Consider the following 22,941-nt stretch of genomic DNA (forward strand, 5'->3'; position numbering starts at 1 on the left):
CAGCCTTTCAATTATTTCCTGTAGGTGATGGTTACTCTACATTTCCATCTCTGTTTGCAAATTCTCCAAGCGGTTTTGCAGTTCAACTATGCGGCGATTTTGTTTTAATAAATTTTGTGCGTAACGGTAATTTTCTTTATGGAGTTTACGGTTTTCCTTTTCCAACCGGCTGACAAACATAGATTTATCCTTTTCAATCTTTTCTATAAGGTTCATTAGCACTCGTCGGCTAAGCCTCAATTGTTCAACTTTTTCTTCCAGTTCCTGAATCCTTTTTTGCAGATACTGAAGATCCGCACTGCTGTTCAAAACCACACCACCCCTTGCAAAGGCTCTTACCGTAGTATATGCTTGGTGGTGGTGTTGTAGACATTTTACTGATTAAACCGGAATAATGAAGCAATTCGCTGGATTGCCTCCCGCAAATCTGCCTCCTTTTGCACCAGGGCAATGCGCACATAACCTTCCCCCTGAGCACCAAAAGCAACCCCGGGCACCACTAATACCCCGGTGGCTTCTAAAAATTCCAAACAGAAATCCCGGGAGGAGCGGTATCCTTTGGGAAGGGGTGCCCAGATAAACATGGAAGCCTGCGGTTTCGTCACCTGCCAGCCCAGTTTAGCCAGCCCCTCAACAATTATATCACGTCTTCTTTGATAAACAGCCGCAGTTTCACGGACGCATGTTTGGTCGCCGGTTAAGGCAGCAATACCGGCTTCCTGCACCGCTGCAAAAACACCGTAATCAATATTTGACTTAATGCGCTCAAGGGCCCGCAAAACATCCGCATTGCCCACCGCAAAACCAATCCGGCAACCGGCCATATTATAGGTTTTGGATAAAGAGTAAAATTCTATACCTACCTCTTTGGCGCCCGGCACTTCCAAAAAGCTCATCGGCTTATAACCGTCATAAGCCAGCTCGGCATAGGCCACATCATGACATACCACTATGTCGTAGGCTTTGGCAAAAGCCACAACTTCTCGAAAGAAATCGGCATCGGCACAGGCAGCCACCGGATTATTGGGGTAATTAAGCGTCATCATGCGGGCCCGTCCGGCCACTGAGGGTGGAATCTCGGTTAAATCCGGCAGAAACCGGTTCTTGGCCAATAAAGGCATGGGATATAATTCACCCTCCGCCAGTAAAATAGAGGCTGCATAGATGGGGTACCCAGGATCCGGCACTAAAGCAACATCGCCCGGATTAATTAAGGCCAGGGCCAGATGGGCCAGACCGTCTTGCGAACCCATTAAAGTCAGTACCTCGGTGGCCGGGTCCAGCTCTACGTTAAACCGCTGCTTGTACCAACCGGCCAGGGCCTGATGCAGTTCTCTTTTGCCGCTTATCGGATAGGCATAATTGCGGGGATTTTCCACTCCCTTACGCAACGCCTCAACAATATGGCGGGCAGGAGGTAAATCGGGACTGCCTACGCTTAAATCAATAACTTTAATTCCGGTAGCTTCTTTCTTAGCCTTAGCTCTGGCCAGTTCCGCAAAAATACCGGGCGCCAAAGCGTCCATCCGGCGTGCCAGCTTCATTGTTGCTCAACTCCATCCTGTCTTACTGTTGAAAGCACGGGACTAATTTTTCCCGGCTGCTGCTTTTAATAATTGTACCGTCCGGTAGGGTGCCACAGCAGCCCCAAGCACGTTGCAAGTGTCATGCACGGCACCGTGATAGTCCGAACCTCCGGTGGCAATCAAACCTAATTTTTGGGTCAGACGGTAATAATGCTCTACCATTAAAGGATTGTGTTTGCAGTGCCATACTTCCAATCCCTTAAGGCCGGCTTCCATTAGATCGGGTAAATAAGGGTCCAGTTTGACCAGCCCGGGATGAGCCAACACCGGCACCCCGCCTGCCCGGATGATTAATTGAATGGCCTCGGCAGGTGACAGTTTTTCCCTTGGGATAAAGGCCGGTTTACCGGCTCCCAGGTAATTGTTAAAAGCCTCCTGCAGAGAAGCAACATATCCTTTTTCCAGCATCGCCCGGGCTATATGTGGCCGACCCACTGAGCCCCCCTCAGACAATTCTTTCACTCGGTCAAAATCAATATTTATACCTAATTGTTTTAACTTTTTCACCATTTTCCTGGCCCTGGTTAATCGTTCACCCCTAAATTCCGCCAGCTTGCTAATAAATTCATCGTTTTGGGGATCAATTAAATAGCCCAGGACATGGATTTCTTGCCCTTCAAAATAGGTATTGACTTCTACCCCGGATAAAACTTCTAAATTAAAATCAGCAGCCGCCTGTTGTGCTGCCCGAACACCGGCCAGGGAATCGTGATCAGCCAGGGCAATGGCCCGGAGACCTAACCTGACAGCCTTTTCTACCACTTCGCCGGGAGTATCCGAACCGTCTGAAGCAGTGGTGTGAATATGTAAATCAACACACAAAATAATCACCACTTTTTTATTCCCAGTATTCCCATGTCGGAAGCTAACCCATTCTATAATTGTTTCTAGTTAGGATGCAAATTTCCTCTAAGGAAAAACAATTAACCGCAAACTTCTTTAAACAGACGCAGCCAGTTATTGCCAAGTATTTTTTCAATATCACCTGTATGATAGCCTCTTGCTGACAAACCCCTGACTAGATTGGGAACCGCCACGCCGGCATCGTGCAACCCTGCCGCGGTAGTAACAATGCCGTCAAAATCAGAGCCCAGTCCAATGCTGGAGATGCCGCCGACTTTATACAGATGATCAATATGATCTAAAAGTTTGTGCAAGGACGGCTGCCGGCTATCAATAAATTGCGGCACATAAGTAACCCCGATAACACCTCCCCGATCGGCAATAGCTTTAATTTGCCGGTCTGTAAGATTACGAGGATGATCACAAAGCTGACGACAGTTGGAATGAGTTGCCGCCACAGGAATCTTAACTTCCGCCAAAACATCCCAAAAGCCTGGCTCAGCCAGGTGAGATACATCAATAATCATTCCCAGTTGAGCCATCCGCTGCACTACCTGCCGGCCCAATTGAGTTAGCCCGGTGGCTGCTGCCCCCATACCAACGCCGTCTGCCAGCTCGTTACGGCCGTTCCAGGTTAAAGTTAACCCCCTGACGCCCAGGCGATAATAAAGATCAAGTTGTTTAACCCGGCCGTTAAGGGCTTCCCCGCCTTCTATGGTAAGCACCGCTGCTATCTTATTTTTCTGCATGGCATTTTCTATATCTGCATAACAAGTAACATGTTCGATTAAGTCATGATTAAATTTAATTTCTTTTTGAAACAGATTAATCAATTCATTTGTATAATCAACCGGATCAGTAAGATTGTCCGGCCCCACAAAGATTGCAAAAAATTGGACATCCACACCTCCCTTGCGTAAGCGAGGCAGGTCCAGATGGCCCTGTGCGGACAACCTTCCCAAGCTCCTGTTTTGCTGGGCCAGCACAGTCAAAGTATCGCAATGTGCATCCACCACCGGCAAAGGGCAGCCCACCTTTCACTGTATACAAAATAAGCAAGAAACCTGTTTGCCGCCGGCAAACAGGTTGTACCAATTGACTGGTGAAGATTTATCTGGGTTCTACAATTAGCTTAATGGCAGTTCTTTCATCTCCGTCAATAATTACATCAGTAAAGGCAGGGATACAAATTAAGTCAACTCCACTGGGGGCCACAAAACCTCTGGCAATTGCAATAGCTTTTACCGCCTGGTTTAATGCACCGGCTCCAATGGCCTGCATTTCCGCGCAACCGCGCTCCCTCAGGACACCGGCCAGCGCCCCGGCTACAGAATTTGGATTGGACTTTGCTGAAACTTTTAACACTTCCATGCTGATACCCTCCTTAGTTTGTTTGGCGATTGCTCTCATCCCTGTATTGATTTTATTCTGCAGACTCCTAAAAATTCCTCCTATTGTAAGAAATTTATAAATTTTATGGGGAGGGTATGCCTAAAATTTACTCTAATTCAAATATGCGTTCTATTTTTAGGGCTGTGCCTGTGTTTGGATCAACATCAATAACCACAGCATTAAACTGATATGCGCTGTCTGCCACCTCAAAGCGCCGGGGCATTTGTGTAATAAACTTGTCAATAACCAGGTTGGTACTTACACCGATAACTGAATCTCTGGGGCCGGTCATGCCAATATCAGTAATGTATGCGCTGCCTTTAGGCAAAATTCGCTCGTCCGCAGTCTGGACATGGGTATGGGTACCGCAGACGGCCGTCACACGTCCGTCCAGGTACCAGCCCATAGCCACTTTTTCTGAGGTAGCTTCCGCATGGAAATCTACAAAGATTAATTTGACTTTATCTTCAAGTTGTTTAAGAATATTGTCCACCGTACGGAAAGGACAGTCCAGTTCCTGCATATATATTCTGCCTGAAATATTAATAACGGCAATGGCATGACCTGTTTGGCTTTCAAAAATATTAAAACCTGCTCCCGGCGTACCAGGAGGATAATTGGCCGGTCGCAGGAGCCTTTTTTCTTTGTCAATATAAGTAATAATTTCTTTTTTATTCCAAACATGATTTCCCATGGTGAAAACATCTACTCCGGCGGCATATAACTGCCTGGCGATGTCCTTTGTAATGCCATGTCCGCCGGCGGCATTTTCCCCGTTGGCAATGACAAAATCTATGTTTTGTTCCTGTCGTATAAAACTTAAATTATCCAACACAGCCTTTCTGCCCGGCCGTCCTACGATGTCTCCAATCATTAACACACGCAATTTATCCGGAAGCCTCCCTACTTATTAAAAACCAGTACACGTCCTTCTTCTCTGAAGGCATATAGTCTTTTCGTTTCTGATTTTCTCTTAATACTTTCCAACATATGTTCAATCAGTTCTTCTTGAACAAGCAAGTCTTCATCGTTTGGTCGGTCACTTTCTTCGGTTACCAGACTCTCCTGAACATAACCGCGGAACAGGTCCACCATGAGGGTGATTTCCCCCTGTACCAGTGTGTCCACATCTCTCTCAATTTCAATCATGGTAAGGGCATCTGATATTTCATAAGCCAGCTGAACAACCCGCGGCGACTTACCTTCCAGCACATGAAAAACCTCAATGCTGCTGATTATCTTTTCCTTTAACTGAACAATTTCATTTTCCTGCAATACCCCGGCATACATAAATGTAAATTTTAACAGGTTATGCTCCGGGTCAAAATTAATTCTGGCCACTTCGGGATACCTGATCAGGATGGAAATTAACAAGCTAACACTGTTAGTTAAATCTTCCTTTCCTTTATAACGAAAATCCAAAAAAATTCACCACCTGTTTGTTCAATCCAAATAGTAATAATTCTTTGATCAAGATAACATTCCTGCCGGTTATTATTTTTTGTCGAAAAAACTTTGTGCCAGTTTTGGCAGTAAGTGGCTTTACAATAAAAACGACCCAGCAGGGCCGTTTTTATTGCAGATCACTATTTAGCATATTCTACATGTCTGGTTTCCCTTATAATAACTACTTTAATTTGCCCGGGATAATCCAGTTCATTTTCAATCTTCTTGGCAATATCCCTTACCAGACGAACGGCTGCCAGATCGTCTATCTTTTCCGGCTTAACCATGATGCGAATTTCTCGCCCCGCTTGAATGGCAAAGGACTTATCCACACCGTCAAATTCCCCGGCTATTTCTTCCAGCTTTTGCAGTCGTTTTATATATGATTCCAGGGTTTCCCTTCTGGCTCCGGGACGGGCGGCAGATATAGCATCGGCAGCTTGTACCAGTACAGCTTCAATAGTTTTAGGTTCTTCATCGCCGTGGTGGGCTGCAATGGCGTGAATGACTTCCGGACTTTCCTTATACTTTTGACATAAATTTACACCAATAGCCACGTGAGGCCCTTCTACCTCATGATCCACTGCTTTGCCAATGTCGTGCAGCAAACCTGCACGCTTGGCCAGTTTCACATCTATTCCCAGCTCGGCCGCCATCAGACCGGCCAGGTGGCAAACCTCAACGGAGTGCTTTAAAACATTTTGTCCATAACTGGTACGGAACTTTAATCTTCCCAGAAGTTTTACCAACTCGGGATGCAGTCCGTGTACACCTGTTTCAAAGGTTGCTTGTTCTCCGGCTTCCCGAATTTGTACTTCCACTTCTTTCTGGGCCTTTTCGACCATTTCTTCAATTCTGGCCGGGTGTATACGCCCGTCGGAAATCAACCTTTCCAGCGCTAAGCGGGCCACTTCCCTGCGAATGGGATCAAACCCGGACAAAATAACAGCCTCAGGTGTATCATCAATGATTAAGTCGATACCGGTTAAGGTTTCAAAGGCTCTGATATTGCGACCTTCTCTGCCGATAATGCGACCTTTCATTTCGTCGTTAGGCAAAGGAATGACAGCCACCGTAGCTTCTGCTACATGATCAGCCGCACACCTTTGAATGGCTGAAGATATAATATCGCGAGCTCGTTTTTCAGCCTCCTCTTTGGCTCTGTTTTCGTATTCTTTAATCATAAGAGCCATATCGTGTTGAAGATCTTTTTCAATATCATTCAGCAAAATTTGACGTGCTTCTTCTGAAGAAAGCCCGGAAATCCTCTCCAGTTCAGCCATTTGGCGTTGCAAAATATGATTGAGTTCAGCTTTACTGTTCTCAATTTCAACCTCTTTCCGACTAAGGGATTCTTCTTTCTTTTCAATAGAATCCATTTTACGGTCCAAGGTTTCTTCTTTCTGAAGAAGCCTTCTTTCCAATCGCTGCAACTCATTTCTGCGGTCGCGAATCTCTTTTTCCATTTCGTTGCGCAGCTTGAGAACTTCTTCTTTAGCCATAACTATGGCTTCACGCTTTTTGCCTTCAGCATCCTTTTCAGCTTCTTCTAAAATCTTTTTTGCCTGTACTTCAGCCGAGGCAATTTTCCCTTCGGCAATATTTTTCCGAATAAAGTACCCCGCTGCCAGGCTGCCTAAAGCAGTAACCAACATTACTAAAATCATTTGCATCGGCTCCATAGTTTTCACCTCCCTGCCTATTAATTATCAAAGTTTTAATACAAACTTAAGCAATAAAAAAACCGAGTAACACTCGGTAGAAAAAGAACAGATATCTGGAAATGTCCATATCACGGGCAAAAAACCATCTTAGGATATTGGAACACAACAACAACGCCAAAAACCCTAACAGAACAAGGATTGTGCCTTAAGGATATTGGATTTTATATATATATAAACTGTTGCCAGATATCAAATTCTATTTTCTCCCAACGATAATTGTACATCTTTTTATTATCACTGTCAAGTTTGTCTGCTACCCCCTGGCAACCCGGGGTAATAAACCTAACCCATATCTTCCTCAGTCAAGTCATCCGTCGGCCCGTTGACGGTAGGCAACTCAGCACCACCCATGGCTAATTTTTCCCGTACTTTACGTTCAATTTCCTGCGCCAGTTCCGGTCTTTCCTTTAACAGTTCTTTAACATTTTCCCTGCCCTGACCCAATCGCTCGTCACCGTAAGAATACCAGGCACCGCTCTTGCTGATAATTTTTAAGTCAGTGGCTACATCCAGCAGGCTGCCTTCTTTGGAAATGCCGGTACCGTACATAATGTCAAATTCTGCCTGTTTAAAGGGCGGAGCTACCTTGTTTTTCACTATTTTCACTCTGGTGCGGCTGCCAATAATATCTGTGCCTTGTTTGATGTTTTCATGTTTGCGAACTTCCATACGAACCGAAGCATAAAACTTTAAAGCCCTGCCCCCGGTGGTTACTTCCGGCGAACCGTAAACAATGCCTACCTTCTCCCGAATCTGGTTAATAAAAATAACGGTGGTTTTCGATTTGCTTACAATTCCTGTCAGCTTTCTTAAGGCCTGGGACATTAACCTGGCCTGCAATCCTACATGGGCATCTCCCATTTCTCCTTCAATTTCAGCTCGGGGCACCAGGGCTGCCACCGAGTCCACCACCACCACATCAATGGCGCCGCTGCGAACCAGTGCTTCGCAAATTTCCAGGGCTTGTTCGCCGGTATCCGGTTGGGAAACCAACAAGTTCTCAATGTCAACACCCAGGCGCCGGGCATAAACCGGATCCAGAGCATGTTCAGCGTCAATAAAAGCCGCCATGCCGTTATTCCTCTGGGCCTCAGCAATTACATGCAGTGCTACGGTGGTTTTACCGGAAGATTCCGGGCCATAGATTTCCACCACGCGGCCCCGGGGCAAGCCCCCCACTCCCAGGGCGATGTCCAGAGATAAGGCCCCGGTGGAAATGGCTTCTACATTGAGCTTAGTGGCGTCCCCCAGCTTCATGATAGATCCTTTGCCAAAGTGTTTTTCAATATGAGCCAAGGCCAGTTCAAGGGCTTTTTGTTTATCGGACATAAAAAAACTCCTTCCCAAACCATTCTAAACATATGTTCGCTTTTTTCCATTATAAGGTGTTAACTGCAAACCAGTCAATAAAAAAGCAAGAGTTCAGGTTCGAAATATGTACGAACACTGAACCCTGAAAATAAACAGTGCGCTACCTTCTGGCCTTGGCAGGCTCTACAAACAGTCGTTTGCCTTTAAATTGCTGCTTGTGCAGGCAGCTGATGACACAGTTGGCCCATTCCTCAGGTACCTCTACAAAACTAAAGTTTTCATAAATATTAATGCTGCCGATTTGCTCCCCTGGCACGCCGGACTCCTCGGAAATCAGTTTGATAATTTCCGACGGGGAAGTTTTTTCTTTACGACCCAGGGTAAGAAATAATCTTACCATGCCCGGTTTAGCACCGGTATTGCCAAAACTGGCGGTTTCAAGGCTTACTTCTTCCGCAGCCGGTTCCAGGTCAAGGGACAGTTTAAGAGCCGCTGCTGCAATATCCATAGGATCATACTCATCGATCAAGCTGTCAACAATAGAACGATAATAACCCAGCTTACCCTCTTCCATCAGGCGCAACAGGCGTTCTTTGATACCTTCTTTTTGGCGTTCCGCCACATCAGCCACACTGGGCAAGCGCTCCCGTTTGATTCTGGTCTTGGTGATATTTTCAATCAGGCGTAACTGCCGGTACTCCCGGGGATTAATAATGGTAATAGCCACCCCTGATCTGCCCGCTCTGCCGGTACGGCCAATCCGGTGCACATAAAATTCCGGATCCTGCGGAATGTCATAGTTAATCACATGAGATACTCCCTCAATGTCCAAGCCCCTGGCAGCAACGTCAGTGGCCACCAACAATTCCACTTCGCCTGACCGGAACTGCCTCATAACATTGTTTCTTTGTTGCTGGCTGAGATCACCATGCAGGGCCGCAGCTGTATAACCCCTGGCCTGCAAACCCGCCACCAGCTCATCCACGCCCCGCTTTGTACGGCAGAAAACAATCCCCTGGGCAATATCCGTGGTGTCCAACAGACGGCACAGAGCTTCTAATTTATGTTTTTCCGGCACTTCATAGTAGACCTGGTCAATTTGCGGGGCCGTCAGGGTGCTTTTGCTCACCGTAACGTATTGGGGATTTTTCATATATTGCTGGGCCAAGCGAACAATTTCAGCGGGCATGGTAGCTGAGAACAACAGCGTCTGACGCTCAGCCGGAATGTGTTTTAATATCTCTTCTATATCTTCAATGAATCCCATATCCAGCATTTCATCCGCTTCGTCCAGTACCACCAGGCGCACCTGGTCAGTCTTTAAGGTATGGCGCCGGAGGTGATCCAGCAGGCGGCCCGGTGTCCCTACCACAACTTGCACACCCTGCCGCAGCGAGCGGATCTGTCGTTCAATGGATTGCCCGCCATAGATCGGCAGCACTTTGACACGGCAAAAACGACCGATTTTGCTGATTTCCTCCGCCACTTGAATGGCTAATTCCCTGGTAGGGGTAATGATCAGGGATTGTAAAACTTTTTTGCGAAAATCTATTTGTTCCAATAAAGGTATACTGAAGGCAGCCGTTTTGCCGGTACCCGTTTGTGCCTGACCAATCACATCATGGCCCGCTAAAACATGAGGAATTGCCAGCTGCTGTATGGGTGTGGGCTCTTCAAACCCCATTTCAACAAGCCCGTCCACAATCTTCTTATTAATAACCAGTTCACCGAATAATTTTGTTTCTTTTCTTTGGTTCATTTATGTCCTTCTTTCTTTCTTAGTTACTTACCTTGCAAAAAATGCTTGGCCATTTTCAGAGCGGCATTGACCGTTCCGTTGCGGATGGCCTTTCGCTCGCCGGGAAAACGGTATTCCCGGAAGCAAATTCCCGTCGGTGATGACAAAGCGATATAAACCAGACCCACCGGTTTCCCCTCAGAGGAAGTAGGACCGGCCACCCCGGTAACAGCCAAGCCCAGACTGCTGCCTAATTCCCGCCGCACCCCTTCAGACATGGCAATGGCTGTTTGCCGGCTCACCTGACCAAACTGCTGCAAAATTTCAGCGGGAACACCTAGAATTTTTTCTTTGATGCGGCTGTTGTAGGCAACAACCCCGCCCACCAGATAGCGCGAGGCACCGGGAATGTCTGACAGTTTCGCTTCAATTAAGCCGCCGGTGCATGATTCAGCCACCGCAATCGTCATGCCGGCATCCATGAGCAGCTGACCCACCACCTGCTCAATTTTTTCATCATCTTCAGCAAAAATATATTGAAATAACCGGCGTCGTACTTGATCTGACAATTCTTGTACCAAGCCGGCGGCTTCGTCCAGGGTTGATCCCTGTCCGGTAATGCGCACTTCCACCACGCCAGGCTGCACTAAAAAGGCAATTTCCGGATTGCCCTTGCCGCATAAGTCTTCGATTAATTCTTGCACAGAGCTTTCCCCGATACCAGTCAGTCGAAAAGACTTAGAAGTGCATAAGGTTCCCCGGTGAGGCAAACTGTTCAAGTAAGGCACCACATAACTTTCAAACATGGTTTCCAGTTCCCAGGGAGGTCCGGGCAAGATAATGATGGCCTTTTTATCAACCTCCACAATTGCTCCCGGTGCAGTGCCTCTGGTGTTGGGCAAAATTTTGGCACCTTCCGGGAAATAGGCCTGTTTAATGTTGTTAGTGGGCATCTCCATGCCTCTTTGGGCAAAATAATCCTTAATAGCCCTGAGAGATGCCTCATCCAGCTTCATATCAAGCTCTAAAACTTCTGCCACGGTTTCTTTGGTTAAGTCATCAATGGTGGGACCCAGCCCACCGGTAATAAAAATCAGGTCAGACCGCTCCAGAGCTTGCAGCAGTACTAACCCCATACGCCCCCAGTAATCCCCTACTGTCGTGTGCTGTATAACTTCGATTCCCATTTCAGTTAAGCGCCGGCCTAAATACTGGGCATGGGAATTCAATACTTCACCCACCAGTAATTCTGTACCGGTAAAAATTATTTCTGATTGCAACCATATCACCTTTTTCCTGCTTGATCATTAGTAGTAATTCGCCGGTACTGCAGTTTTCCCTTCACAAATATTAGAGAAAAGCGCAATTTAAGAGAAATGAACAAAAGAGACCATTTTCGGTCTCTTTATTGTTTCCATTTTTTATCATTTTATGCAGCAAGAGGAGGAATTAAAGCCCTGAATTCTTCTCCTGAAATCTTTTCTTGCTCCAATAAAACTTGCACGGTAGCCTGCAAAAAATCCTGATGCTGTTGCATAACCCGATAAACCCGTTGTTCCTGCCCGTTAATTATTTCTGAAACAACTTGATGCTTCAGTTCCCCGGGCAGGCTTTCCAGACTTACCACACCCAGCTTAGACATGCCTGCTTTAATCATGGTATCTGCTGTCTGTAAGGCTTTTTCATAATCGTTGGCTGCACCTGTACTGCGGTTGCCGTACACAATTTCCTCCGCCACCGCACCTGCCAGCATAATGGCAATTTGGTTTTCCAGGTAATCCTTGGTATATAAATAAGTATCGTCTTCCGGGTTTTGCCGCATATAGCCCAGTGCACCGCCACGGGGAGTTACGGTAAGCGTGGACACCGAACCCGGACGCACCCATTCACTGATAAAAGCATGACCGATCTCATGGACGGCTACCCTTTTCAATTCATCGGGGTTGGGTTGACGGTCCAGTTTCTCGCCCATTATTACTTTGTCCACCGCTTCGTGGAAATGACGATAATGTATTTCCTTTAACCCTTCCCGCATAGCCAGTATGGCTGCTTCGTTGGCCAGGCTCTCCAGATGGGCGCCCGAAAAACCAAAGGTTTCTTTAGCGATCCGCGAGAGGTCGACATCATCCGCCAATGGTTTATTACGGGTGTGCAGTTTTAAAATCTCCAAACGTCCCGCTTTATCCGGCAAGTCAACTTTCACCTGCCGGTCAAATCGTCCCGGGCGCAGCAAGGCCGGATCCATCATATCCACCCGGTTAGTGGCTGCCATAATTAAAAGGCGCACATTATCATCTGCTTTTATGCCGTCCATCTCCACCAGCAGTGCATTCAAGGTCTGATCGTATTCCATATGCCCGGCATGCTGACCCCGTTTGGCAGCCAGCACCTCAATTTCATCAATAAAGATTATGGCATTTTTTTTCTTTTGTTTAACGGCCGTCGCCCTAGCGGTTTGAAATAATTTGCGAACCCGCTGGGCACCCACTCCGGCATACATTTCCACAAAGTCTGATCCGCTGGCAGAAACAAATACCGCATCAGTATAGCCGGCTGCCGCCCTGGCCATCAGCGTTTTACCGGTACCCGGCGGGCCGGTCATTAAAATCCCTTTCAAAGGACGAATGCCCAGGCTTTGTATCGCCTGATGATTTATAATAAAATCAAGCGCTTCTTTTAATTCTTTAATGGCAACAGCCTGTCCGCCGATGTCATCGAAAGAAATATCCTGCCGCCTGGCGGGTGTTGCAGCCTGTCCAAAACCTGATTTTACCATGCCCTTGGCACCCGTCAAATAAAGCAAAGCACCACCAAAGGCCAGCAAAAAAATAACGGGAGTTATATCATAACCGGCAACCGCAGCAAACACCAGCAGTGCAGCTGCCAGGCCGATACTAATTTCTTTTAACAATGCCGGCACCTCCTTGCCATATGACTACTTGAGCGGGAATTTGTCTGGGTATTACTTTGTGCAGAAAATGCCCATCCGGTTTTGTCAGTTGAATATAAATAAAGTTTTCATCCACAAAAACTTTTCCTGACGCACCCTGCCGGGAGGCGGCAGCCGTTACTAGGGACGCAACTTCCGGAAAATTAGCTGCTATCTGGGCCTGATAAATAACAAACTGACATTCATCAAAAGCCTGCTCCAAAGAAGCGTCGGGTGCGCTGACCAGTTCAATACGATACGGTGTTTTACCCATCAACTTGTTTGTTAAATAATTAATTTCCTGATAAGCTGTCATCAAGTTGTTAGCATTTTTTGATAATTTTACTTTTACTACTGTTTGGTTTGCACTCTCCTCTATCATATATTCATCTACCAGGTTATTTTCAGCCAGCATCTTATTTAACGGCTGCTGATAGTTATATTTTTGATATGCCCACTGGCCGCCAAAAGCGAGAACCAGTCCGCAAACAAAAGCCAAAAAAATAACCGGCAATTTAAGGCCGTGCCACTGCATAGCCACCACCCTTTCCAGCTTTCGTATTGATATTATGCTATACTATTATAGCACGACAGTATATACGATTCTTTATGAAACCAATGGAAAAAGCCTGCATAAAAAACCCGTATCACTTCCATTACAAGTGAAGTGATACGGGTTAACCTCCAAAATCCGTTGCGATCATTTTAAACGCAACTGACCCTTTAATACTCGCCCTTCTTCAGCAGGTGCCAACCTTTGGACATATAATCAGCGCCCGACCAGATGGTAAAAAAGACAGCCACTGCCATGGCAATTTTGCCCAGCTCAAAACCAAGTAACTGAAAGGTAACGTTATGCAAAAACATGGCCACAATGGCAATAATTTGCGTAACCGTCTTCCATTTACCTAACTTACTGGCAGCAATCACTACCCCGTCAGCCGCTGCAATAGCCCGCAGGCCGGTCACCATAAACTCTCTGCCTATGATCAGCACGGCCACCCAGGCTGACAGTTTTCCCAATTCCACCAACACGATCAAGGCAGCAGAAACCAATAGTTTATCTGCCAGAGGGTCCATAAACTTGCCCAGGGTTGTAACCTGCTTGTTTTTTCTGGCAATATAACCGTCCAAACCGTCTGTACTGGCCGCCAGTATAAACACCCCGGCGGCAATGAGGTCGCCGTATTTAATTCTCAGGGTAACTACTGCTAAAAAAACAGGAATCAAAAACATCCTGGCCAAGGTTAGCCGATTGGGTAGGTTCATGGAGCCAACTCTCCCATCAAATCATACTCCAGTGCCCGGGTTATTTTAACTTTAACTATTTCGCCGCTATTTAACGGTTTAGGACTGATAATTTCCACTGTGCCGTCAATCTCCGGAGCGTCATAAACAGAACGACCGGTATATACTCCTTTGGCTGCATCCACCGTTTCTTCCACCAGTACTTCCATTATTTGACCAAGGCGCTTCCTGTTCTGCGCCAGCGAAATCTCTCTCTGCAAGGCCATCGCCCGATGATAGCGCTGTTGCTTCAGACGCCCGTGAACCTGGTTGGCCATTGCAGCAGCAGGAGTTCCTTCTTCCTGTGAATAGGTAAAAACGCCGGCCCGATCAAACTTCATCTCTGCCATAAAGTCCAACAGTTCTTGAAAATGTTTATCGGTTTCGCCGGGAAAACCTACAATAAAAGAAGTTCTGATCGCAAGATCCGGTATCGCTTGCCGCAGTTTATTTACCAGTTCGCGTGACTGTTGTTGGGTAACCGGGCGCCGCATGGCGCGCAGGATATCATCTGCCGCATGCTGCAACGGCAGGTCAATATATTTGCACACATTGGGGGTATCCGCAATAGCTTGAATTAATTCATCCGTAAAACGGTTGGGATAGCAGTACATCAAACGTATCCAACTTAACCCCGGGATGGCACCCAGCCTGCGGATTAATTGTGCCAGCCGGTACTCACCGTACAGGTCCAGGCCATACCTGGTGGTGTCCTGGGCAATCAAAATAACTTCTTGACAGCCTTTCCTTACCAACTCTCTAATTTCTGTTTCAATAGATTCCATGGGCCTGCTGCGAAACTTGCCCCTGATATCAGGAATGGCACAATAAGCGCAACGATTGTCGCAGCCCTCCGCTATTTTTACATAAGCCGTATAGGAAGGCGTACTTAACAACCTGGGCGTTTGCTCGTCGTATAAGTACAGGGGCTCATTAACATGACATTTGGGGGCATGATCACTTAACACACTCTGTACAATGGCAACAATATTACCAATCTGGCCCGGTCCTACCAGCGCATCAATTTCAGGAATCTCCTCCATCAACTCCCGGTGATAGCGCTGAACCAGGCAACCGGTGACAATCAAGGCTCGGCAGCGTCCCTGTTCTTTATACCGGGCCAGCTCAAATATATACCTAATGGCCTCTTCTTTGGCCGCTTGAATAAAACCGCAAGTATTCAGGATCAAAACATCTGCCGCAGCCTGGTCGGCAGTTATCTGAAAATCGGCCTTTTGCAACATGCCCAGCATAACTTCAGAATCCACTAAATTTTTCGGGCAACCCAAGCTGACTAATCCAATGGCGGGCATCAATATTTCCTTTCGTAACAAATAATATTTTTAAATAGTATAAAACACCTAAAGAAAGCTGTAAAGTTCAACTAAAAGGTGCGATAATTAGTAAACTCAACCGGAATAGTTAACTCCATGCCTTTTATCAAAGCAATGGCCGCCTGCAAATCATCCCTGTTTTTGCCTGCCACCCGCAATTGATCACCCTGAATGGAAACCTGTACTTTAATTTTACTGTCTTTGATGGTTTTAACAATCTTTTTGGCAATGTCCTGATCAATACCCTGTACCAGGGTTACCACCTGACGAACCGTATCACCGGCCGCCGGTTCAACTTTTCCGTAACGCAGTGACTTGAGATTAACACCCCGTTTCACCAATTTGCTCTCTAATATATCTATGACGTTGCGCAGTTTAAAGTCATCATCACTAATTAAGGTAATCTCTGCTTTGCCGTCAAACATAATTTTGCTTTTGCTGCCCTTGAAATCAAAGCGATTTTCTATTTCTCTTAAAGCCTGATTAACAGCGTTAACAACCTCCTGCAAATTAACGCGGCTTACAATATCAAAACTGTTTTCCTTGGCCATGTCAAAACCTCCTTGTGCTTGCAATAATAAAAATTATACCATAATGGATAAAGTTGTCAAAAAAGAAGCTCAGAATATTTTAGCATGGAACAGGTACTCACAAAGTCACTGCAGGTTATTCCTGCTCAGACTGTAGACAAACCACCGCTAATGTTTGTCGACACTCTGTGCAGGTTATACCTGCTATTAATGGTTTGTTGCCGATTTGCCTTTTGTTATAATGTTTGTGGAGGGTTTTTCCAATGAACTTAAATTACTTGGGGAATTTCCCCTTTGAAAAGCAAGTTGTTGCCATTATCGGTCCCCGGCCGCCGGCTCCCGGTTGTTCCTTAGTTGAACTACTGCAGCACCGGCGCGACTGTGCCATGGCCTATCAACTGGCGGGCCAGGCAGCTGCTAAAGGGTTCGTGGTTTTGTCCGGCTTGGCTTCCGGTATTGATACGGCCGCCCACTGGGGTTGTTTGGATGCCGGCGGTATCACTGTTGCTGTAGTACCCTTTGGACTGCAAGCAGCCGTCTACCCGGCTGAAAATCAATTTTTAATGCAAACCATTGTTGGCAGGGGGGGCTGCATCGTCAGTCAGTTTTCTCCCGAACAGCCTGCTGCTAAGTGGACCTTTGTAGCCAGGGACAAAACACAAGCCCAGTTGTCTGAGAAAATTATCGTGGTAGGTAGCTTTCCCCCCAACGGCTTGATTAACGGCGGTACTAAGCATTGCGCCAGGTGGGCCAGAAAGCTGTCAAAGCCTTTGTACCATTACCGTGAGATCAACGGCCGTTATGTGGTACTGCAAGATGCCCAGGTTATGATTGACGAAAGTTAGCTTTGCCTTTTTGCATTTTTATTTTAAAATCCGGCTATCATAAACCTGCTTGATAATTTAACTTGCGGATAAGGTTGATTAACCGCAAGCTGAATTATCAAACAGGTTTTGTTTATTTATTAATATATTTGTTACTTGCCAAAATTTAATCTATTAACTATGATAACTAAAACATCCGGAGGAAAATATCTATGATTAAGGTGAAAAGACTTTCCTTAGAGGAAATTATTGATCTGGAATGGCTGGCCATATTGGTTGATCAGGTGCTGGAATACAATAACTATACTGTTCCGCTGGAAGAAAAGCACTTAAAAATGATTCAATTGGCCATAAATGGGTCTCTTGATTTGGAAACCATCGCCAGTTATGTGGTGGATTATTTGTCGCCTGAAGCAATTAATTTTTCCTTCCAATATGCAGAATCAACCGCACTGTCTGAAGAAGAAGCAGGGTAAAATGTATACTGTTTAGCCTTGGCCAGTTAGCTGAAGTATGATATACTTTTTGCCAAAAGTACAAGGTGGTTGCGCTTTGAAAAGTAAACTAAACTGGAAGTTCATTTTAAGTGCTGCAGGTTTCTTGCTCATCGGTGCCAGTATGATTTTTCCTCAGGAACGCTGGTTAATTATCACCGGCGCATTGTTGTTTGTGTTTGGTATGGTAAAAAAACCTCGGCAGCGTAAGTAAATTACTCGGGTCTACGGCCCGAGTAATTTACTTTGGCAATAATTTGCAACATGTTGTGTTTAACATCAAGAGTAAAACAGAGATATAAAAGACAAAATAGTAAAAAAACCTGGAGGTGAACCCTATTGCGAGACAACACCTGGAGATATCCTAATTTTGGTTTTTGGGCGGTGCACATTGCTTCACTGGCTGCCATGGGCTACCTGGCTTATAAAGCAATAGATTGCAGATGTAATGTTGATTACTCGGAAAACCGGGCTTTTCCTGAAAGAATCCCGACAACCAGAGAGCCGCAAACAGATCAATTTTAATCCTGCCCGACTTCGGTCGGGTTATTATTTTAGTGGCAAAGCAGGTTTTTAAAAAGCGTCGGAGAAAGTAATTATTAGGGTGATTTTATGCATTTTGTCTGGCTGCTGCTGGGGTTACTGGGCGCATTATGGATTTTTTGGGACACACGCAAACAGGGTTATCCTTGGGAATCCTCTTTTCGCTGGGCGATTGGTACCTTTTTTGCACCTGCGGCAGTAATACCCTTTTATTTACTGCAGTCACTCCGGCGGTCTAAAAACCGAAGCAGGCATCACACCGGCAATCCCCAGGACATTACCGCCCAAATGCAGGTACGGTGTAGCTGCTGCGGAAACTTCTACCAGGGCAACCGGTTGACCTGCCCCCACTGCCAAAGGGTTATTAAAGATGAATAAGGAGCCGGCGGCTCCTTTCGCTCATCAAGTGCTGTTACCGGTGCTTCGACAAGTCGCCGGCAGGGGATCATAAAACCACTTCACTTTGTTTCAAAACTATATCTGCAGTCTGGAATAAGGAGCCGGCGGCTCCTTATTGTATTGCATGTTGTTATCCCTGTGTCAATTGAGGCTCTTCCCCGGCATTAAAGGTTTGACGTCTTACTTTGCCCGGCTCGCCAAGTCGCCCCAGGTCTTTGCCGTTGACGCTTACTTCCACCGCCCCGGCATTACCCACATGCAGGTATATTTTTTCATCAGCTGTAAAATCCTTGGTTTCCCCCGGATTGACCAGGCCGGAAAAAACAGTTTTGCCGTCAGCCACAATCTGCATCCAGCTTTGACTGTCCGTCACTTTCAACACCACTCGCACTCCCTCAGTTGGTTTGGACTGGCCGGTTTCCGGCCGGTTATTGTTAATGGGAGCACTGGGAAGGGTTTGATTAACCGGAGGCTGCTGCACGGTGTTCGGCAGTTCCGGCTTGTTATGTTCCGGGCTGTCGCCCATATGGTAAAGAGCATTAAAAGCCAGCAAAGCAATAACAGCAAAACCCGCTACCGCATAATGCCATCTCTTGCTGCTTGGGGCAGCTGCAGGTTCCGGGGGCGGCTGCTCGGTTTCATTTTTGTGCAATGCGGTTTCCGGGCTTAATTGATTATATTCTGCCATCACCTGCTCTACATCCAGTTCCAAAAACCTGGCATAAGTTCTTAAAAATGCTTTGGCATATACCTGTCCCGGCAAAACAGCAAAGTTTTCATTTTCCAACGCTTGCAGATACTTGGCACGAATTTTGGTGGCTTCTTCCAGGTATTCAAATGAATACCCCTTCCTGATCCTCGCATTCCTCAAAACTTCCCCGATCGGCATAGGATTCACCTCCGCTTTCAACCGGTACTCTGTACTCCGGCCTTGTCGTCACCCATTGTGCCAATTCAATGGCAGCCCTGTCCAGGTCATCACAGTTAACGGAAAGATCGTAGTCTTGACTGGGACCGTCCGGATAATTATACAGCGGATCGTAATAATGTGTAAGTAAATAGGAGATCACTTCGTCAAAACGCTTGGCAGCAATTTTTTGGCTTAAATCGTTAACAACTTTCAGGCCTAGGGATTTTTTTAACAAACCGGTACTGTACTGTAATTGTTGAATATTTTCTGCCGAACCGTCAGTATACTCCTCAATAATTCTTTTTACCCGTACAGGGAGTGACGCATATAAAAGAACCCGGTATCCTCCGTTCATGGCATTGAAAACTGCCGGCGGCACTATTAGTTTACCCAACCTGCGGCTTTCACACTCTGTAATAATAACCCCTTGCTTCTCAGAAGCCATCAATCTTTGAACAATTTGTGCTTCAAAATCCTTTTGCGAAGGAGACGCGGGCAGACCGATTTTACCAAAAGCAGAGCCCCTATGTTGTGCAATGGTCTCCAGATCTAAGACAGGCAAAAATTGCCGATTAAGCTTATGTAAGAGCAAGGTTTTTCCTGTGCCGGTAAGTCCATGCAGCACAATAACTTTGTGCGGTATCCTCTCACGTTCCAAATACCTGTGCACGAAGCGGCGATATGCCTTATAACCGCCCTGAATACGGGATACAGGTAATCCTAAGGTGTTTAATATAGAGGTAGTGTATTTGCTGCGCATGCCACCGCGCCAGCAGTAAAGCAACACTTTTTTATCCTTTACAAGTTCACCGATTTGATTAAAAAATTCAGGCAGTTTCGGACTTGCCAGCTCTAACCCTAAACGCTTTGCTGCCTCCGGTCCTACGGTTTTGTAAACTGTACCGATGCGGGCACGTTCCTGGTTCGTAAATAAAGGTATATTTACAGCACCGGGAATGCAACCCTCAGCGTATTCCCCCTCAGACCGCAAGTCAACAAAGCAAACATCTTTCATCTGCAATGCGTCAATTATTGTTACCTCATCAGTCATACTTATACTTCCTTGCTGCCACCGTTCCAAATTGTTATTTATCCTCTCATATCAAGGTCAGTATAGCATGACCGAAAGCAATGGTCAACTTTTGCCAAACTGCGGCTTAACCGGCTTGCCGCCGTCTATTTATTACTTTTAAAGGTTTGCAAATATTGCTCCATAGTCATTAAAACAGCCCTGGGCTTACTTCCTTCATATCCTCCCACAATACCTTTTTGTTCCATAATATCAATTAACCGGGCGGCTCTGGCATAACCAATATGCAGCCGCCGCTGCAACATAGAGATAGAAGCGTGACCGGTCTCAATCAATATTTTGACTGCTTCCGGCAAAAGTTCATCCTCGGCTTCCGGAACTTCCTGTTCTTTCGGCTCTTCCTTGGCCACCGACTCATCATATACCGGGTCAGACTGTTTCTTTAAATAATTGACCACATCTTCAACCTCCCGGTCTGACAAATAGGCCCCTTGTACCCGGATAGGTTTGGGAGCCCCCACCGGGAAAAACAGCATATCTCCTTTGCCCAGTAATTTTTCTGCGCCGGCCATATCTAAAATAGTTCTGGAATCCACCTGGGAAGAAACCGCAAAGGAAATCCGGGAAGGAATGTTAGCTTTAATCAAGCCGGTAATAACGTCCACCGAGGGACGCTGCGTAGCCACCACCAGGTGAATGCCCGCCGCCCTTGCCATTTGAGCCAGGCGGCAAATAGCATCTTCCACATCGGCCGGTGCCACCATCATTAAGTCGGCCAATTCATCAATAATTACCACCATTAAAGGCAATGGCTGTTGCCCCTGGGCCGGTTCCCTCTCTAAAAACAGATTGTTGTACCTGGCAATATCCCGCACACCGGCTTTGGCAAACAACTCATAGCGCCTTTCCATCTCTCGCACGGCCCAGCGCAGTGTAGTAGCAGCTTTTTTAGGATTGGTTACCACCGGGGCTACCAAATGGGGGATGCCGTTATAAGTAGCCAACTCTACCATTTTAGGGTCAATCATTAAGAATTTGACTTCATCCGGTGTAGCTTTGAAAAGTATGCTGGCTATCAATGTATTAATGCACACGCTTTTACCGGCTCCGGTAGCGCCGGCAATCAAAAGGTGGGGCATTTTGGTAAGATCAGCGATGATCGGGGTGCCTGCAATATCTTTGCCCAGTGCTACCGTTAAACGGGAAGGCGCACTGGCAAATTCTTTAGATTCCAGCAGGTCCCTGATGTGAACCATAGATATTTCTTTATTGGGAACTTCAATACCCACTGCTGCCTTCCCGGGAATAGGTGCTTCTATCCGCACATCCGGTGCGGCCATGGCCAGAGCAATATCGTCCGCCAAACTGACAATGCGGCTAACCTTTACTCCTGCAGGCGGTTGAATCTCATAACGGGTAATGGCAGGGCCTCGGGAAACCTGGGTTACTTTTGCTTTAATGCCAAAGCTTTCCAGGGTTTCTTCCAGCTTGGCAATATTTTCGGTAATGTCTTTGGCGCTGGAAATATTCTTACTGCCTTTTAAGGGCCGGGACAACAGGTTTAAGGGCGGCAACTTAAAGGTGCTGACATCCTGCAGTGTCAGTTGAGTAAAAGAAGCGCCGATTTCTTCCTCCACCTGCGCTGTTGCCAGCTCGGTCTGCTGTGACTGATGGCTCTGTTTTAAATTGTCGCGTCCCATAAGATTGAGGGGCCCTGTTTTTTCCAAATCATCATTACGGCCGGCCTGCCACGGCGCCTCCGAATATGAACCAGGGTCCGGCGACGTTTGAATAATTACCGGGTTATGGCTTGTCTTTCCATCAATAGACGGCAGATCTTCCTCAACTTCGGTAAATAAGAAGTCATTGAGTTTTTTACCTGTTCTGTGAAAACATTGCTTGGCCCGGGAACCGGTTTTTTCGGCCAGGGTGGCCATGGAAGTATTGGTCATTAACAACAGCGCCACCAGCAAACCGGCAGTCAGCAGAATATAAGTACCCGCTTGGCCAAATGATTTAATTAATAAAAAGGCAATCACAGCACCTACCAGACCGCCCCCTTGACCGGCAGCAGTCTCATCCGCAATACCGGCCAGTATTTCGATAAAGCTTGGCTTTAAAGGGGTTAGCAGGCTTAATACAGTTAGAATTATAAAAAACAACAAAACAGCCCCGTAAGCTTTTATGTTAACCGGCGTACGGTTCCGTTCAATAATAAGCTTTATGCCAAACAGCCCTAAAAAAGACATTAAGACAAGGCCGCCAAAATTTCCGAACATACCTTTAAGAACCCGGCCCACAAAACCACCCACGGCCCCCAGGGGTGTATTGGCATAACTTATAAATCCTAATACCGCTATGGAAATAAGCAAGATCCCAAAGATTTCGTACTTTAGGTCATCTCGCAGTTTTTTAAGCAAATCCAAGGCAGGCACCTCCATTTAATATATACTACAGAAATTTCCAAAACCCTTTTAAGGAAACCGGTCGGAAAATCTCAACCGGCAGGCCAAAATATATTATCACAAATTGGTTTCTATTTCCATTTACTAAATATATATACAGAAAAAACAAAAACAACACTACATCGGTGTTGTTCAGACTGTAGACATAAGGTTGTA

The 22,941-nt window shown here is 46.3% G+C and carries 23 protein-coding genes; 4 read left to right on the forward strand and 19 right to left on the reverse strand.

The features are described from left to right. Positions 1 to 36 precede the first annotated feature (36 nt). The 16 genes from DESHY_RS12760 to DESHY_RS12835 form a co-directional block, all read right to left on the reverse strand. Positions 37 to 309 (reverse strand): hypothetical protein, encoded by a 273-nt coding sequence (locus tag DESHY_RS12760; RefSeq protein ID WP_008413374.1) that lies wholly within the window; start codon positions 307 to 309, stop codon positions 37 to 39. Between the two features lie 65 nt (positions 310 to 374). Next, on the reverse strand, positions 375 to 1,544 hold the full coding sequence (locus DESHY_RS12765; protein WP_008413375.1) for an LL-diaminopimelate aminotransferase: 1,170 nt from the start codon (positions 1,542 to 1,544) through the stop codon (positions 375 to 377). A gap of 42 nt (positions 1,545 to 1,586) precedes the next feature. Then, complete coding sequence (locus DESHY_RS12770; RefSeq protein ID WP_235695584.1) at positions 1,587 to 2,417, reverse strand: PHP domain-containing protein; 831 nt, start codon at positions 2,415 to 2,417, stop codon at positions 1,587 to 1,589. Positions 2,418 to 2,509: 92 nt separating this feature from the next. After that, positions 2,510 to 3,451 (reverse strand): dipeptidase, encoded by a 942-nt coding sequence (locus DESHY_RS12775; RefSeq protein ID WP_008413377.1) that lies wholly within the window; start codon positions 3,449 to 3,451, stop codon positions 2,510 to 2,512. 88 nt (positions 3,452 to 3,539) lie between these two features. Continuing rightward, on the reverse strand, positions 3,540 to 3,800 hold the full coding sequence (locus tag DESHY_RS12780) for a stage V sporulation protein S (protein WP_008413380.1): 261 nt from the start codon (positions 3,798 to 3,800) through the stop codon (positions 3,540 to 3,542). Between the two features lie 127 nt (positions 3,801 to 3,927). Continuing rightward, complete coding sequence (locus DESHY_RS12785) at positions 3,928 to 4,707, reverse strand: TIGR00282 family metallophosphoesterase (protein WP_008413382.1); 780 nt, start codon at positions 4,705 to 4,707, stop codon at positions 3,928 to 3,930. A 17-nt stretch (positions 4,708 to 4,724) separates the two neighbouring features. After that, positions 4,725 to 5,243: a hypothetical protein gene (locus DESHY_RS12790; protein WP_008413384.1), complete on the reverse strand. Its 519-nt coding sequence runs from the start codon at positions 5,241 to 5,243 to the stop codon at positions 4,725 to 4,727. A gap of 164 nt (positions 5,244 to 5,407) precedes the next feature. Beyond that, positions 5,408 to 6,949 (reverse strand): ribonuclease Y, encoded by a 1,542-nt coding sequence (gene rny / locus DESHY_RS12795; RefSeq protein ID WP_008413385.1) that lies wholly within the window; start codon positions 6,947 to 6,949, stop codon positions 5,408 to 5,410. A gap of 324 nt (positions 6,950 to 7,273) precedes the next feature. Then, positions 7,274 to 8,320, reverse strand: coding sequence for a recombinase RecA (recA, locus tag DESHY_RS12800; protein ID WP_008413387.1), 1,047 nt, complete (start codon positions 8,318 to 8,320; stop codon positions 7,274 to 7,276). A 142-nt stretch (positions 8,321 to 8,462) separates the two neighbouring features. Beyond that, positions 8,463 to 10,061, reverse strand: coding sequence for a DEAD/DEAH box helicase (locus DESHY_RS12805; RefSeq protein ID WP_008413389.1), 1,599 nt, complete (start codon positions 10,059 to 10,061; stop codon positions 8,463 to 8,465). 23 nt (positions 10,062 to 10,084) lie between these two features. Further along, positions 10,085 to 11,329 carry a competence/damage-inducible protein A gene (locus tag DESHY_RS12810; RefSeq protein ID WP_008413390.1) on the reverse strand — a complete coding sequence of 415 codons (1,245 nt, stop codon included), beginning with the start codon at positions 11,327 to 11,329 and terminating at the stop codon, positions 10,085 to 10,087. A 140-nt stretch (positions 11,330 to 11,469) separates the two neighbouring features. After that, positions 11,470 to 12,951 (reverse strand): AAA family ATPase, encoded by a 1,482-nt coding sequence (locus DESHY_RS12815; protein WP_008413393.1) that lies wholly within the window; start codon positions 12,949 to 12,951, stop codon positions 11,470 to 11,472. Then, complete coding sequence (locus DESHY_RS12820; protein WP_008413395.1) at positions 12,935 to 13,504, reverse strand: hypothetical protein; 570 nt, start codon at positions 13,502 to 13,504, stop codon at positions 12,935 to 12,937. The genes DESHY_RS12815 and DESHY_RS12820 overlap by 17 nt, the downstream gene beginning before the upstream one ends. A gap of 188 nt (positions 13,505 to 13,692) precedes the next feature. Continuing rightward, complete coding sequence (gene pgsA / locus DESHY_RS12825; protein WP_008413397.1) at positions 13,693 to 14,238, reverse strand: CDP-diacylglycerol--glycerol-3-phosphate 3-phosphatidyltransferase; 546 nt, start codon at positions 14,236 to 14,238, stop codon at positions 13,693 to 13,695. Continuing rightward, positions 14,235 to 15,569 carry a 30S ribosomal protein S12 methylthiotransferase RimO gene (gene rimO, locus DESHY_RS12830; protein WP_008413398.1) on the reverse strand — a complete coding sequence of 445 codons (1,335 nt, stop codon included), beginning with the start codon at positions 15,567 to 15,569 and terminating at the stop codon, positions 14,235 to 14,237. Before rimO ends, pgsA begins: the two co-directional genes overlap by 4 nt. 71 nt (positions 15,570 to 15,640) lie before the next feature. Beyond that, positions 15,641 to 16,141 carry a YajQ family cyclic di-GMP-binding protein gene (locus DESHY_RS12835; protein ID WP_008413400.1) on the reverse strand — a complete coding sequence of 167 codons (501 nt, stop codon included), beginning with the start codon at positions 16,139 to 16,141 and terminating at the stop codon, positions 15,641 to 15,643. A 242-nt stretch (positions 16,142 to 16,383) separates the two neighbouring features. Here DESHY_RS12835 and DESHY_RS12840 point away from each other — a divergent pair, with 242 nt between their 5' ends. The 4 genes from DESHY_RS12840 (at position 16,384) to DESHY_RS12855 (ending at position 17,963) form a co-directional block, all read left to right on the forward strand. After that, on the forward strand, positions 16,384 to 16,965 hold the full coding sequence (locus DESHY_RS12840) for a DNA-processing protein DprA (RefSeq protein WP_008413402.1): 582 nt from the start codon (positions 16,384 to 16,386) through the stop codon (positions 16,963 to 16,965). Between the two features lie 191 nt (positions 16,966 to 17,156). After that, the gene (locus tag DESHY_RS12845; protein ID WP_008413404.1) at positions 17,157 to 17,420 is read left to right on the forward strand and encodes a hypothetical protein; all 264 of its coding nucleotides are present in this window, start codon (positions 17,157 to 17,159) and stop codon (positions 17,418 to 17,420) included. Between the two features lie 76 nt (positions 17,421 to 17,496). After that, positions 17,497 to 17,652 (forward strand): hypothetical protein, encoded by a 156-nt coding sequence (locus DESHY_RS12850; protein ID WP_235695582.1) that lies wholly within the window; start codon positions 17,497 to 17,499, stop codon positions 17,650 to 17,652. Between the two features lie 125 nt (positions 17,653 to 17,777). Continuing rightward, positions 17,778 to 17,963: a hypothetical protein gene (locus DESHY_RS12855; RefSeq protein WP_008413405.1), complete on the forward strand. Its 186-nt coding sequence runs from the start codon at positions 17,778 to 17,780 to the stop codon at positions 17,961 to 17,963. A gap of 547 nt (positions 17,964 to 18,510) precedes the next feature. Here DESHY_RS12855 and DESHY_RS12865 read toward each other — a convergent pair. The 3 genes from DESHY_RS12865 to DESHY_RS12875 form a co-directional block, all read right to left on the reverse strand. Then, on the reverse strand, positions 18,511 to 19,269 hold the full coding sequence (locus tag DESHY_RS12865) for a helix-turn-helix domain-containing protein (protein WP_008413407.1): 759 nt from the start codon (positions 19,267 to 19,269) through the stop codon (positions 18,511 to 18,513). Next, positions 19,214 to 20,341 (reverse strand): tRNA 2-selenouridine(34) synthase MnmH, encoded by a 1,128-nt coding sequence (mnmH, locus tag DESHY_RS12870; RefSeq protein WP_008413409.1) that lies wholly within the window; start codon positions 20,339 to 20,341, stop codon positions 19,214 to 19,216. The genes DESHY_RS12865 and mnmH overlap by 56 nt, the downstream gene beginning before the upstream one ends. Positions 20,342 to 20,466: 125 nt before the next feature. Then, positions 20,467 to 22,746: an FtsK/SpoIIIE family DNA translocase gene (locus DESHY_RS12875; RefSeq protein ID WP_008413411.1), complete on the reverse strand. Its 2,280-nt coding sequence runs from the start codon at positions 22,744 to 22,746 to the stop codon at positions 20,467 to 20,469. Positions 22,747 to 22,941: the final 195 nt, after the last annotated feature.

This window comes from Desulforamulus hydrothermalis Lam5 = DSM 18033 (genome assembly GCF_000315365.1).
Lineage (GTDB): Bacteria > Bacillota > Desulfotomaculia > Desulfotomaculales > Desulfotomaculaceae > Desulfotomaculum > Desulfotomaculum hydrothermale.

Bases quoted from the DNA above. Each gene is read 5' to 3' on its own strand.
- DESHY_RS12765 (WP_008413375.1), bottom strand. From the start codon at position 1,544: ATGAAGCTGGCACGCCGGATGGACGCTTTGGCGCCCGGTATTTTTGCG.
- DESHY_RS12780 (WP_008413380.1), bottom strand. From the start codon at position 3,800: ATGGAAGTGTTAAAAGTTTCAGCAAAGTCCAATCCAAATTCTGTAGCC.
- rny (WP_008413385.1), bottom strand. From the start codon at position 6,949: ATGGAGCCGATGCAAATGATTTTAGTAATGTTGGTTACTGCTTTAGGC.
- recA (WP_008413387.1), bottom strand. From the start codon at position 8,320: ATGTCCGATAAACAAAAAGCCCTTGAACTGGCCTTGGCTCATATTGAA.
- DESHY_RS12805 (WP_008413389.1), bottom strand. From the start codon at position 10,061: ATGAACCAAAGAAAAGAAACAAAATTATTCGGTGAACTGGTTATTAAT.
- DESHY_RS12820 (WP_008413395.1), bottom strand. From the start codon at position 13,504: ATGCAGTGGCACGGCCTTAAATTGCCGGTTATTTTTTTGGCTTTTGTT.
- pgsA (WP_008413397.1), bottom strand. From the start codon at position 14,238: ATGAACCTACCCAATCGGCTAACCTTGGCCAGGATGTTTTTGATTCCT.
- rimO (WP_008413398.1), bottom strand. From the start codon at position 15,569: ATGCCCGCCATTGGATTAGTCAGCTTGGGTTGCCCGAAAAATTTAGTG.
- DESHY_RS12835 (WP_008413400.1), bottom strand. From the start codon at position 16,141: ATGGCCAAGGAAAACAGTTTTGATATTGTAAGCCGCGTTAATTTGCAG.
- DESHY_RS12840 (WP_008413402.1), top strand. From the start codon at position 16,384: ATGAACTTAAATTACTTGGGGAATTTCCCCTTTGAAAAGCAAGTTGTT.
- DESHY_RS12845 (WP_008413404.1), top strand. From the start codon at position 17,157: ATGATTAAGGTGAAAAGACTTTCCTTAGAGGAAATTATTGATCTGGAA.
- DESHY_RS12865 (WP_008413407.1), bottom strand. From the start codon at position 19,269: ATGCCGATCGGGGAAGTTTTGAGGAATGCGAGGATCAGGAAGGGGTAT.
- mnmH (WP_008413409.1), bottom strand. From the start codon at position 20,341: ATGACTGATGAGGTAACAATAATTGACGCATTGCAGATGAAAGATGTT.